At 71.8% G+C, this 13,143-nt stretch carries 9 protein-coding genes; 7 read left to right on the forward strand and 2 right to left on the reverse strand.

The genetic code is table 11. The features are described 5' to 3' along the window. The first annotated feature begins 5 nt into the window (after positions 1–5). Both ACFVXA_RS19610 and ACFVXA_RS19615 read left to right on the forward strand, forming a co-directional pair. On the forward strand, positions 6–350 hold the full coding sequence (locus tag ACFVXA_RS19610; RefSeq protein WP_362023239.1) for a GNAT family N-acetyltransferase: 345 nt from the start codon (positions 6–8) through the stop codon (positions 348–350). Beyond that, positions 350–1,081 carry an aspartate/glutamate racemase family protein gene (locus ACFVXA_RS19615; RefSeq protein ID WP_383740618.1) on the forward strand — a complete coding sequence of 244 codons (732 nt, stop codon included), beginning with the start codon at positions 350–352 and terminating at the stop codon, positions 1,079–1,081. The genes ACFVXA_RS19610 and ACFVXA_RS19615 overlap by 1 nt, the downstream gene beginning before the upstream one ends. Before the next feature lie 1,105 nt (positions 1,082–2,186). Here the strand turns inward: ACFVXA_RS19615 and gndA are convergent. Further along, positions 2,187–3,626 (reverse strand): NADP-dependent phosphogluconate dehydrogenase, encoded by a 1,440-nt coding sequence (gene gndA, locus ACFVXA_RS19620; RefSeq protein ID WP_362023233.1) that lies wholly within the window; start codon positions 3,624–3,626, stop codon positions 2,187–2,189. A 447-nt stretch (positions 3,627–4,073) separates the two neighbouring features. Here gndA and ACFVXA_RS19625 point away from each other — a divergent pair, with 447 nt between their 5' ends. After that, positions 4,074–5,282, forward strand: coding sequence for a transglycosylase family protein (locus ACFVXA_RS19625; protein ID WP_389466754.1), 1,209 nt, complete (start codon positions 4,074–4,076; stop codon positions 5,280–5,282). On the opposite strand, the gene ACFVXA_RS19630 is transcribed toward ACFVXA_RS19625, so the two are convergent. Beyond that, positions 5,272–6,711 carry a DMT family transporter gene (locus tag ACFVXA_RS19630; RefSeq protein WP_389747715.1) on the reverse strand — a complete coding sequence of 480 codons (1,440 nt, stop codon included), beginning with the start codon at positions 6,709–6,711 and terminating at the stop codon, positions 5,272–5,274. The two genes, ACFVXA_RS19625 and ACFVXA_RS19630, sit on opposite strands and share 11 nt — an antisense overlap. A 210-nt stretch (positions 6,712–6,921) precedes the next feature. On the opposite strand from ACFVXA_RS19630, the gene ACFVXA_RS19635 reads away from it, so the two are divergent. From ACFVXA_RS19635 to ACFVXA_RS19650, 4 genes are all read left to right on the forward strand, one after another. Next, positions 6,922–7,671: a (2Fe-2S)-binding protein gene (locus ACFVXA_RS19635; RefSeq protein WP_390025788.1), complete on the forward strand. Its 750-nt coding sequence runs from the start codon at positions 6,922–6,924 to the stop codon at positions 7,669–7,671. An 84-nt stretch (positions 7,672–7,755) separates the two neighbouring features. After that, positions 7,756–8,907, forward strand: coding sequence for a glycogen synthase (gene glgA, locus ACFVXA_RS19640; protein WP_384399071.1), 1,152 nt, complete (start codon positions 7,756–7,758; stop codon positions 8,905–8,907). An 88-nt stretch (positions 8,908–8,995) separates the two neighbouring features. Next, positions 8,996–10,246: a glucose-1-phosphate adenylyltransferase gene (gene glgC, locus ACFVXA_RS19645; RefSeq protein WP_383740701.1), complete on the forward strand. Its 1,251-nt coding sequence runs from the start codon at positions 8,996–8,998 to the stop codon at positions 10,244–10,246. A 255-nt stretch (positions 10,247–10,501) separates the two neighbouring features. Continuing rightward, the gene (locus ACFVXA_RS19650) at positions 10,502–13,102 is read left to right on the forward strand and encodes a PA14 domain-containing protein (RefSeq protein WP_390025790.1); all 2,601 of its coding nucleotides are present in this window, start codon (positions 10,502–10,504) and stop codon (positions 13,100–13,102) included. Positions 13,103–13,143: the final 41 nt, after the last annotated feature.

Genomic DNA, 13,143 nt, shown 5'->3' on the forward strand with positions numbered 1-13,143 from the left:
TGCCGATGAGCGATATCGAGATCCGCGACGACCGGGCGGGCGGCCGCCTGGAGGCCATCGCCGGGGACGAAGTCGTGGGCCATATCGAGTACTTCGTGCTCGAAGCGCCCGCGCGGGCCCTCGTCCCCGTGCACACCATCGTGGAACCCGAGCACGAGGGCAAGGGCATCGCGGGCTCCCTCGCGCGGGAGCTGTACGCCATCGCCGAACGCGAGGGCATCGTGGTCGCGCCGCTCTGCCCGTACGTCGTGAAGTGGGCGGCACGCCACCCCGAGGAGGCTCCGGCGGCCGACCCCGAGCTCCTGCAGGCGGCGGTGGAGTGGCTCAAGACGCATCCCGGGCGCTTCTGATGAGCGCGCCCGGCTCACGCGCCGGCGGGCCCGGTTCACGGGGGAGCGGCCCCGGATCACGGGCGAGCGGGCCGGGCTCACGGGCGAGCGGGCCCGGTCCACTCGCACTGCTGCACACCTCGCCGCTCCACGTCCCCGTCTTCGACGCCCTGCGCGACGAAGCCCATCAAGGGCTGGAGCTACGGCACTTGGTGGTCGAGGAGCTGCTGGGCCGGGCCCGGAGCGAGGGCCCGGACGCGGTCGCCGACGACGTGCGGGCGGTGCTCGACCGGGCCGTCGCGGACGGCGCCCGGGCCGTGCTCTGCACCTGCTCGACCATCGGCGCTGTCGCGGAACGGGCGGCCGCCGGAGTGCCCGTGCTCCGGGTGGACCGCCCGATGGCAGCCGCCGCGGTGGCCGCGGGCCCGCGCGTCGTCGTGCTCGCGGCGGTGCACAGCACCCTGGAGCCGACGGTCGCCCTCGTCGAGGAGGAGGCCCTGCGGGCCGGGCGTCGCGTCGACGTACGCACCGTGCTGGTCGACGGGGCCTGGTCCCTCTTCGAGGCCGGTGACACGGAGGGGTACGCCCGCGCGGTGGCGGTCGCCGCCGACGCCGTCACGGACGCCGACGCGATCGTCCTCGCCCAGGCGTCCATGGCCCCGGCCCAGCACCTCACCACGACACCGACGCCAGTGCTGTCGAGCCCCCGCCCGGGGCTGGCCGCCGGTGCTGACGTGGTGTGTGCGTCGTAGGTACTGGGCCCGTGTGCGGGGCCGGCCGTCGCCGCTGACATGGTGTGCGCGCCGTAGCCACCGAGCCCTGCCCGGGCTGCCTCCCGGCGCTGACGTGGTGTGCGCGTCGTAGTCACCGAGCCCCCGCCCGCGGGGCTGCCTCCCGGCGATGACGTCGTGTCCGCGTCGTAGTTATTCGGCCCGTGTGCGGGCCGAGCCGTCAGCGTCGGCCGGCGCGCGCGTCGTAGTCACCGGGCCCGCGCCCAGGGCTGGCCGGCGGGGGTGATGTGCGCGTCTCAGTCATCGCGCCCTCGCCCGGGTCCGGCTGCCGGTTGGACGCGGCGCGCGGCGTAGCCGCCACCAGACCCTGCCCGGGTTGGTCGCCGGGAGGACGCGGTGCGCGCGTCGTAGTCGCCGGGCCTCGCCCGGGCTGGCTGGCGGGGTGGTGAGCGCGTCTTAGTCATCGCGCCCGCGCCCGGGGCCGGCTGCCGGGATGGACGCGGCGCGCGGCGTAGCCGCCACCAGACCCCGCCGGGGGCCGGCCGTCGGCGGGGGCGGGCTGCGCGCGTTGTAGTCACCGGGCCTCGCCGGGCTGGCCGCCAGGAGGACGCGAGACGCGCGCCGTAGCCGCCGGGCACCCGTCCCTGGCCGACCGTCGGCTCCGAAGCGGCGCGCGCCCCGCATCCCGCACTCCGGGTAGGTCCACCCGGTCTGCATCCCCCGCGCGACGGGGTGAGTGGGTGCGCGGGGGCCGGGTACGCGTGGGACAAGTCCAGGGCCGACGTACCGACTGGCTGGAGGACACCATGACGCATCCGTTTCCCGATCCGGTGAAGCCGGGACCCACTCCCGGGCCCGGGCCTGGGCCTGGGCCGGGCCCCGACCGGCCGCAGCCCTTCCCGGATCCGACCCCGGACCCGGGCCCCCACCCCTCGCCCGAGCCCGTCCCGAATCCGTCCCCGATCCCGAAGCCGCCGGGCCCCGACCCGGTACCGGAGCCGGAGCCGGAGCCCAAACCAGGACCGATCTCCTGAGCGGCTCCTGTAACGCGCCGAGGCCGTCACGCCCCCGATCCCAGGGGGCCTGACGGCCTCAGCGGCGCGAAGGCCTACGCCCGCGCCCAGCTCTACGCCTCGACCTCCGACCGGTCCCCGCCCCACAGCGTGTGGAACGACCCCTCCCGGTCCGTACGCCGATAGGTGTGCGCCCCGAAGAAGTCCCGCTGCCCCTGAGTGAGGGCGGCGGGCAGGCGCTCGGCGCGCAGGGCGTCGTAATAGGCGAGGGCCGCCGAGAAGCCGGGCGTGGGGACGCCCTGGCGGGTGGCGGCGACGAGGACCTCACGCCAGTCGTCCTGAGCCGCCGCGATCTCCTGCGCGAACGTCTCGTCCGACAGCAGGCTCGGCAGGTCGGGCCGCGTGTCGTACGCGGCCCGGATGCGGTCGAGGAAGGCGGCCCGGATGATGCAGCCGCCGCGCCAGATGGCGGAGATGGAGCCGAGGTCGATCTTCCAGTCGTACTCGTCGCTGCCCGCGGCGATCTCGTGGAAGCCCTGCGTGTACGACACGATCTTCGACGCGTACAGCGCCTGCTCCACCCGGTCGGCGAAGGCCGCCGCCTCGGACTCGCCGAGCTGCGTCGCCTTCGGCCCCGCGAGTCCGCGCGAGGCCGCGCGCAGGTCGGCGTGCCCCGACAGGGAGCGCGCGAACACCGCCTCCGCGATGCCGGACACCGGAACACCCAGGTCGAGGGCGATCTGCACGGTCCAGCGGCCCGTGCCCTTCTGCTCCGCCCGGTCCTCGACCACGTCCACGAACGGCTCGCCCGTCGCCGCGTCCACATGCGACAAAACCTCGGCGGTGATCTCGATCAGATAGGAGTCCAGCCGCCCGGTGTTCCAGGTGCGGAAGATGTCCGCGATCTGCGCGGGGGAGTAGCCCGCCACGTCGCGCAGCAGCTGGTACGCCTCGCCGATCAGCTGCATGTCGGCGTACTCGATGCCGTTGTGGACCATCTTCACGAAGTGCCCGGCGCCGTCGGGACCGCAGTGGGTCACGCAGGGAGAGCCGTCCGGCGCCTTCGCGGAGATCTTCTCCAGCATCGGGCCGAGCGATTCGTACGACTCCTTCGAGCCACCCGGCATGATGCTCGGACCGTTGAGCGCGCCCTCCTCGCCGCCGGAGACGCCCGTGCCGACGAAGTGGATGCCCTGCTCCCGAAGCGCCCGCTCCCGGCGCCGGGTGTCCGCGAAGTGCGCGTTGCCCCCGTCGATGATCATGTCGCCGGGCTCCAGCAGCGGGGCGAACTCCTGGATCACGGCGTCGGTCGGCTCACCGGCCTTCACCATGATCATCAGGCGCCGCGGCCGCTCCAGCGCCTCGACGAACTCCTTCGCGGTCTCCGTCGCGACGAAGTCGCCCTCGTGGCCGAACTCCTCCACCAGCGCGTGCGTCCGGGCCGCGGTGCGGTTGTGCACGGCGACCGTATAGCCGTTGCGTGCGAAGTTGCGGGCGAGATTGCGCCCCATGACCGCGAGACCCGTGACGCCGATCTGGGCTGAAGTGCTCATACGGTTGGCTCCTAAGAGGTCCGGTAAGAGGACCTGGTATCGGTGTATCGGTGTATCGGTGATGCCAGTCGTGCTCGTCAGTACTGCCGTGCTGCCGGTCGGTCCTGCTCGCCAGTATTCCCTGGCCATCCTGACGCGTCGGGGATGTGTACGCAGAAGAAGCCCCGGGTGCCTCATCGTGCGACGCAACCACGAGAGGCAGCCACCCGGGGCGGCCACGTGACGGGCACTCGGGCGGCCACGTGACGGGGCACCCGTGCAGCCACGTGATGAGGCACTCGGGGCAGCCATCCGCAGCAGCTGCGCGAGGAGCCCCCCGTGGAGCCAACCGAGGCTGCCGCCCCCCATCTCGCGTGAGGGCACAGAACGACCGATTGCCGTCTTGTCATGGCCTGTTCGCGGCCTCTACTTTTGCCGCTCCTGACGCATGTCTAGGGGGGCTCGCTCATGGCCGTACGCGGTCGGCACCGCCGGTATCAGCCGAACAGGCTCAACCGCGCCTCACTCACCGTCACGGCCGGCGGCGCGGGCATCGCGCTCCCGCTCGTCACCAGCGGCGTCGCCCACGCGGCCGATGTCGGCACCTGGAACAAGGTCGCCGCCTGCGAGTCCAGCGGCGATTGGAGCATCAACACGGGCAACGGCTACTACGGCGGGCTCCAGTTCACCCAGTCCACCTGGGAGGCGTACGGCGGCAAGGTCTACGCGCAGCGCGCGGATCAGGCCACCAAGGACCAGCAGATCGCGGTCGCCGAGAAGGTGCTCAAGGGCCAGGGGCCCGGCGCCTGGCCGGTGTGCTCGGTCCGCGCCGGGCTGACCAGAGGCGGCGACACCCCCGAGATCAGCCCGTCCGGCACCTCCTCCCGGACGACCGAGCGCTCCGTCCGGGACGTGAAGCCGCAGACCACGCCCCAGTCGCAGGCCGGCACCGCCGAGATGTACACCGTCGTGCACGGCGACACGCTCTCCGGCATCGCCGCCACCCGGCACGTGCAGGGCGGCTGGCAGCGGCTGTACGCGGCGAACCGCACGACCGTGGGCTCCGACCCGGACCTGATCCTGCCGGGCCAGCGGCTGAACCTGCGCGGCAAGGCGCAGGCGCCCGTGCACAACGGGACCGCGCCGGGGTCGACGGAGAAACCCACGACCGACAAGACCACCAAGCCCACCAAGGCCACCGAGCCCACCAAGTCCGGGACGTCCGCCACGTCGACAAAGACCACGACCACCGCGGACAAGGCGAAGAAGGCCCCTTCCTTCGTCGCGCCCGTGAACGCGGCGACCGGCACGCCGTACCATGCCGCCGGTTCGTCCTGGTCGAAGGGCTACCACACGGGCGTCGACTTCCCCGTGCCGACCGGAACCTCCGTGAAGGCGGTCGCGGCCGGTCAGGTCGTCAGCTCGGGCTGGGGCGGCTCCTTCGGCTACCAGGTGGTGATCCGGCACGCCGACGGCCGCTACACGCAGTACGGCCACCTGTCCGCGATCTCCGTGAAGGCAGGGCAGAGCGTGGTGAGCGGTCAGCGCATCGGCCGCTCCGGGTCCACGGGCAACAGCACGGGCCCGCATCTGCACTTCGAGGTGCGGACGGGGCCCGGCTTCGGTACGGACATCGACCCGGTGGCCTACCTGAGGGCCGGTGGGGTCAGGATGTGACCCGCGTGCGGTGGTGGCTGACGAAGGGCACCGGTGCGTAGGGCCCGCCGTACAGGGCGGCGCAGTACGGCAGCGCGTCCGAGGACGTCGACGCCCCCGAGTCGTGCGACGCGCCCTCCACCACGGGCACCCGGGCCGGCGCCGGTACGAAGACGTGCTCACCGGCAACGACGGGCGGCTGCCTGTCGGCGGCCTGCTCCGGGAGCCCCGCGAGCAGCTCCTCGACCTCTGCCTCGGCGGGGGTGAGCGGGGCCAGGGGCACCTCTGATCCCACCGCGACCGATCCCACCGCGACGGACACCGGACCTTCCCCTTGGATTCGGCGTTGCCCTGGGACTTGCACTTGGCCTTGCCCTTCGACCTCCCCTGGCTCCACCGCGAAGGCCACCGGAGCCGGTTCGAACGCGACGGCGTCGGGCGACGGTTCGCGCGCGAAGGTGATCGGAGCAGCCAGGTCGAGGGCTGGGTCGAGAGCCAGTTCGCGAGCCGGTTCGAGAGCGCCGGTGACGGAAACGCCGGAAGCCGAGGTGCCGACCGGATCGTCGGCGTCGGACTCGGCCGCGACCGCCGGCCTGCCGGGCGCGGGCGTCGGCCGCGTGCTGCCGCCGATCCGCTCCGTCGTGAGCAGAATCAGACCGCCCGCCGCGACGACGCCGCACGCCAGCGCGAGGGCGGTGCCCGTCGTGCCGTAGCGGAAGGTTTCGCCGAACATCGTGATGCCGACGGCCGCCGCCACGACCGGGTTCACGACCGTCAGCGTGGCCAGCGGCGCCTCCAGCCCGGCGCCCCGGTAGGAGGCCTGCGACAGCAGCATGCCGGCCGTCGCGAAGACGCCGATCACGACGAGGCTGGACAGGTCGGAGACCGAGACCTGCCGTGACCAGTCCACCGCGACCGTCTTGGTGAACACCGAGGACATGCTGAAGGCGATGCCCGCCGCGACCGCGAGCAGCACACTGCGCACCGCCGGGTGCCGGTGCGCGGCGCGGCCCGCGACCATCAGGGCCGCCACCGAGCCGCCCGCCACCACGGCCAGCGCCGCGCGCTGGGTGCCGCCGAGCGACTGCGCGTCGGAGGCGCCGACCAGCGACAGCAGGCCCGCCAGGCCCACCGTGGCCATGATGGCGCCGCGCCAGGCGGTCGCTCCGGCCCTGCGGCCGACGAAGAGCGCGGCCATGGGGAGGGCGAAGACTATGGTCAGCGCGCCGAGCGGCTGTACGAGGCTCAGCGGGCCGTAGGCGAGGGCCACCACGTGCAGCAGCCCGCCGAGGCCGTTCAGCGCCACGGCGGCCCACCAGCTCGGCCTGCGCAGCGGCGCGTAGGTCTGGCCGGGAGAGGTCAGGGCGACCTGTTCCTGCACGATCGCGCCGCCTGCGTACGCGACGGCGGAGACGAACGAGAGCAGCACGGACAAAGCGAGGGCACTCATGAGTCCCTCCTCTGCGTACAAGGGGCGCGGTCTGCCCGGTGCGACGAACGGTCGGCTTCCATGCGAACAACGATGCCCTGGGATTTCGTCCACGTCGTCGTACCTGAGCAGGCAATGAGTCCTACTGCCGATGGAGTACGAATCGCCCACTGTCCTCCCCAAGGTGGGTTACACCGACGGCCGACCCGCTGGTGGAAACCCCTAGGGGGCTTGGTACTACTGCTCTTCGTGGACCTCGACCCCGAACTCGTGGCGCTCGACGCGCTCGGCGGCTTCTTCGTGCTGCGCACCGGCGTACCGCCGCGCGGCCCGCTGCCCACCCTCGCGCAGGCGTACACGACAGACCGGGGGGAGATCCGCGAACAGGTTTACCCGGATCCGATAACTTTCCGTGTTCATAAAGTGACGCAGAGTGTGCGGGCGCCGGAATCGCGGATCGCGGTCTCGATCGCGCACCAGGCCCTCGCGGCCCGTCTGTGGTCCATCGCGCTGGGTGCCGCCGCGCTGTACGGGCAGGTGCCCGACCTCGGTCCGGAGCTGTTGCGATGGGATCCGGACGGCAGTGCTCCGGGCGACCTGTGGCTCACCGAGGTGCGCGCGCTGCCCGCCACGGCCGTCGACGAGGTCGTACGAGCCGGCCACCTCGTCCCGCTCGCGGCCGCTCTGCGTGCCCGGTACCGCATCTCACCAGGCCTGTTGTGGGGCAACGCGGGGTCGGCCCTGGCCGGCGCCCACGGTCAGCTCGACCGCTGGGCGCGCGCCAACGGCCGTACGGACGTGGCCGATCGGGCCCACGCACTCGCCTCCCGACTCTTCGCCCACCCCGACCTCTCCGGCACCCTCGACCCCCGTACGCTCCGTCGCCGCAGCTGTTGCCTCTACTACCGTCTGCCCGGCGGCGGACTCTGCGGCGACTGCTGCTTCGACCGGCCGCCGCGGCCCGCGCCCCGCCGTTCCTGACACCGGCGTCCTCGCGTGGTCTTCCCCAACCGTCCCATCTGAGTGACCATGAGGGGCACCAGCCGCTATGACGGGGGGTTCTGTGTGCGCGTGGGACTGCTGACCCGGGAGTACCCGCCGGACGTGTACGGCGGCGCGGGCGTCCATGTCGAGTTCCTCGCCCGGGAGTTGCGCAGCCTCACGGACCTGGACGTGCACTGCTGGGGCGAGGGCGCCGCGGGCGGCGTCGTACGCCACCGGCCCTGGCCCCTGCTCGACGGCGCCAACGACGCCCTGCGCACCTTCTCCGTGGACCTCTCCATCGCCGCCGCCCTGGAAGGCCGCGAACTCGTCCACTCGCACACCTGGTACGCCAACCTCGCCGGACACCTCGGCAAACTCCAGCACGGCATTCCGCACGTCGTGACCGCCCACTCGCTGGAGCCGCTGCGCCCCTGGAAGGCCGAGCAGCTCGGCGGCGGCTACGCCCTCTCCAGCTGGGCGGAACGGACCGCCATGGAGGCCGCGGACGCCGTGATCGCCGTCTCCGGCGCCATGCGCGAGGACATCCTCGGCTGCTACCCGGCCCTGGAACCGGCCAAGGTGCGCGTCGTGCACAACGGCATCGACACCTCCCTCTACCGGCCGGACCACGGCACCGACGTCCTCGACCGCATCGGCCTCGACACCTCTCGCCCGTACGTCCTGTTCGTCGGCCGTATCACCCGCCAGAAGGGCGTGCCCCAACTCCTGCGCGCGGTGCGGGAGATCGACCCGGTCGTGCAGGTGGTGCTGTGTGCGGGCGCCCCCGACACCCCCGAGATCGACCGCGAGTTCCGCGAGCTCTTCCAGGAGCTGAGCGGCGTACGTGAGGCAGTGCACTGGATCCCGCAGATGCTGCCCCGCCCGGACGTCATCCAACTCCTCACGCATGCCGCCGTGTTCGTCTGCCCCTCGGTGTACGAGCCGCTCGGCATCGTCAACCTGGAGGCGATGGCCTGCGGAACGGCGGTGGTCGCGTCCCGCGTCGGCGGGATCCCCGAAGTGGTCGAGGACGGTGTGACGGGCGTCCTGGTGCCGGTCGAGGGGGACTTCGAGGCGAGTCTGGCGACCGCCCTCGACTCCGTGCTCGCCGACCCCGGCACCGCCCGGCGCATGGGCGAGGCCGGACGGGAGCGCGCGGTACGGGAGTTCGGCTGGGACACGGTGGCACGGCGGACCGTGCAGCTGTACGAGGAAGTCCTCAAACCGGGGTAACCATCGGACAGGTGTAGTTCAGCAACCGGGCCTGCCCGGCAACGGGGCGTGGCTCGACCGGGCATGGAGGGGCGGCGGCATGGGGCGAATGGGGTATCCCCTGGTCGAGCGGAGCCGAGACCTTGGGGCAGGACCTTCGGTACTGGGAATCGTACTTGCGGGTGGAGAGGGCAAACGTCTGATGCCCCTCACCGCGGACCGCGCGAAACCCGCGGTCACCTTCGGCGGTACCTACCGCCTGGTCGACTTCGTACTCTCCAATCTCGTCAACGCCGACATCCTGCGCATCTGCGTCCTGACGCAGTACAAGTCGCACTCGCTGGACCGGCATGTGACCACGACCTGGCGGATGTCGAGCCTGCTCGGCAACTACGTCACCCCGGTACCGGCCCAGCAGCGGCTCGGCCCGCGCTGGTACCTGGGCAGCGCCGACGCGATCCTGCAGTCGCTGAACCTCGTGTACGACGAACGGCCCGACTACATCGCGGTGTTCGGCGCCGACCACGTCTACCGCATGGACCCGCGGCAGATGCTCGCGCAGCACATCGAGGGCGGCGCGGGCGTGACGGTGGCCGGGATACGGGTGCCGCGCGCCGAGTCCTCGTCCTTCGGGGTCATCAGCCCCGGCTCCGACGGCCAGACCGTGCAGGGCTTCCTGGAGAAGCCCGCCGATCCGCCCGGCCTGCCGGACGACCCCGAGTGCGTCTTCGCCTCGATGGGCAACTACATCTTCACCACCAAGGCCCTGGTGGAGGCGCTCCAGCGGGACGCCGAGGACGAGCACTCCGTGCACGACATGGGCGGTTCGATCCTGCCCATGCTCACCGAGCGCGGCGAGGCGCAGCTGTACGACTTCAGCGACAACCACGTCCCGGGGGAGACCACCCGCGACCAGGGCTACTGGCGCGATGTCGGCACCCTCGACGCGTACTACGACGCCCACATGGACCTGATCGCCGAGCGCCCCGCCTTCAACCTCTTCAACCGCAGCTGGCCCGTCTACACGCACTCCGGTCAGCTGTCGCCGGCCAGATTCAACGCCGGTGGCATCGCCAGCGAGTCCATCATCAGCGCGGGCTGCCTGATCCGCGGGCAGGTCACGAGGTCCGTCCTGTCGCCCGGAGTCGTCGTCGACCCGGGGGCCGTCGTCCAGGGCTCCGTCCTGCACGACAACGTCCACATAGGCCGGGGTGCGGTGGTGCGCGGCGCCGTCCTCGACAAGAACGTCGAGGTGCCGCCGGGCGCGACGATCGGCGTCAACCCCGATCGGGACGCGGACCTCTACACGGTCTCCCGGGGCGGAGTGATCGCCCTGGGCAAGGGCCAGCTCGTGTCATAGACGCGCGACGGCGGCCCCGGTGCGCCCTGCTGTCACCGGGGCCGTCGCCATGCCGCCGGTTCGGCACGCCACGCGCCATGCCGCCGGTTCGGCACGCCACGCGCCATGCCGCCGGTTCGGCACGCCACGCGCCATGCGGCTTGTCATGTACCTGGACAGAAAGCGGAACCCGTGTTGTCATGCCAACTGCCGTTGATGACAACGTTGTTCCGCCTGAGCAAGAGCCGCCACACCCGTCCTCGACGAGGAGGATCCGTGCGCATCAGACGACTCAGAGACCGACTCGCGTTACTGCTCGCCGCGGCGCTCGGCGTCGCCGGGCTCACCTCGGCGCCCGCTCTCGCCGACGACCCCGCCGAGATCCACGGCCTGAAGGGCGAGTACTACACCCAGTCCGCCCCCGGTGCCTTCGACTTCCATGAACTCAAGGCCACAGGCGTCGACCCGAACCTCGACTTCGACGACCTGGAACCCCGACTGAGGTTCGCCACGGGCCAGGACAACGATGTCAGCGTCCGCTGGACCGGCAAGCTCGTGCCCGAGAAGACCGGTCCCACCACCTTCTCGATCATCGGCGACAACGGCTTCCGCCTCTGGATCGACGGCCGGCTCGTCATCGACCACTGGGTGGACGACTGGGACCGGGAACAGACCGCCGAACCCATTGATCTGACGGCAGGTCACGCATACGACGTCAAGCTCGAATACTTCGAGCACTACGGCGGCTCCCACCTCCACCTGCGCTGGACCGAGCCCGGCGGCACCAAGACGGCCGTCCCGCGGTCGGCGTTCCGGCTGCCCGACGGTTACGACTACGACGGTGCCCTCACCGCCACGGTGCGCGCGGACGGCCGTACCCTCCAGCTCGACTTCGCCCGTCCGCTGTCGGCGCCGCCCGCCCGGCTCGCGGACCACGTCGAGGCGGTCATCGGCGGCGCCAAGTGGCCGTTGGGGGAAGCCCGGTTGGACCCGGCCGACCCCAGGTCCCTGCTCGTGGCCCTCGAGGAGCCGGTCGTCGGCGACAAGGCCGGGACCGCGCGCGGCACGGTCGACGTGCGCTACGACGGCGCCGGCGGCCTGAGCGACGGATCGCGCACGATCGGCGCGTTCTGGAGCAGTGGGCCCAACCGGTCGACGTACGAACTCCGTACCCGGTGGGCCGACGAGGTCTCTCCCGGCAACGCGCACCCGGAGTACCCGCGACCCCAGCTCACCCGTGACGCCTGGCGGAACCTCAACGGCCGCTGGCAGTTCGCCGCCGCCACCGCGGGGGAGCGGCCCCCCGTCGGGAAGACGCTCGGAGAGCGCGTCCTCGTCCCGTACCCCGTGGAGTCGCAGCTCTCCGGCCTGGAGCGGCACGAGGAGCGCATGTGGTACCGACGTACCTTCACCGTCCCGGCCGACTGGCGGATCGGCTCCGGCAAGCGGCTGCGACTCAACTTCGGGGCGGTCGACTGGCAGGCCGAGGTGTACGTCAACGGGACCGAGGTCACCCGACACCAGGGCGGCTACGACAAGTTCGGCGCCGACATCACCGACGCGCTGAAGCCCGGCCGCACCCAGGAACTGATCGTCGGCGTGTACGACCCGACCGACGCGGCGAACGGGGAGAACCCGCCGGTCGGCAAACAGCGTCTCGACCCCAGCGGCATCTGGTACACCCCGTCCTCCGGTATCTGGCAGACGGTGTGGATGGAGCCCGTCGCCACCGACCACGTCGACTCGCTCAAGCTCACGCCTGACGTCGCGGCGGGCCAACTGGCCGTAGAAGCCCGGGGCGTTCGTGACGGACTGCCGGTCACGGCGACGGCGTACGACGGGAAGCGGCGGGTCGCCACCGCGACCGGACGCACCGGACAGCCCCTGACGCTGGAGATCGCGGCGCCGCACCTGTGGTCCCCCGACGACCCCTTCCTGTACGACCTCGAGGTGACCGTCGGCGCCGACCGCGTCGGCAGCTACTTCGGGATGCGCTCCATCGCCGTGGAGAACGTGGACGGCACCCCGCGCACCGTCCTCAACGGCGAGCCGGTCTTCATGATGGCCACGCTCGACCAGGGATTCTGGCCGGACGGTCTCTACACGGCGCCGACGGACGAGGCTCTCGCGTACGACCTGCGGATGCACAAGGAGATGGGCTTCAACGCGGTGCGCAAGCACATCAAGGTGGAGCCCGACCGCTGGTTCTACTGGGCGGACCGGCTCGGACTGCTGGTCTGGCAGGACATGCCCGCGACGACCGCCGGAGTGAACCCCGACGCCGCCTCCCGCGCCGAGTACGAGCGCGAGATGAGACAGATGATCGACGAGCACGTCAGCAGCCCCTCGGTGGTCATGTGGGTGACCTTCAACGAGGGCTGGGGCCAGTACGACGAGGCCCGCATCGCCGAACAGGCCAAGGCTTGGGACCCGACGCGGCTCGTCAACGGCATGTCGGGCCTCAACCTCGGGGCGGACGGCGGCGCCGGCGACATCATGGACGAGCACGGCTATCCGAGCCCCGCCCTGCCACCCGACCCCGACGGGAAACGCGCGCTCGTCAGCGGCGAGTACGGCGGCCTCGGGCTCGCGGTCCCCGGGCACGCCTGGTCCGTCCAGCAGTCCTATGTGGACGTGGACCCCTCGACGTACACCGACGACTATCTGGCCCGCCTCGACGAGGTGCGCGCCCTCGCCTGCCGGGGGAGCAACGGTGCCGTCTACACCCAGATCTCGGACGTCGAGGGTGAGCTCAACGGGCTCATGACCTATGACCGCAGGGTCGTCAAGCCGGACGTGTCGCGGCTCAGGGCCGCGCACGAGGCGCTGATCCGCGACGCGTCCCGGCCGACACCGGCGGGTTGCCGGGGAACCTGACGTCCCGCCACGACCATGAGGACAACGACGTCGACCCACCG

This window comes from Streptomyces sp. NPDC058246, from assembly GCF_042881985.1.
Taxonomy (GTDB): domain Bacteria; phylum Actinomycetota; class Actinomycetes; order Streptomycetales; family Streptomycetaceae; genus Streptomyces.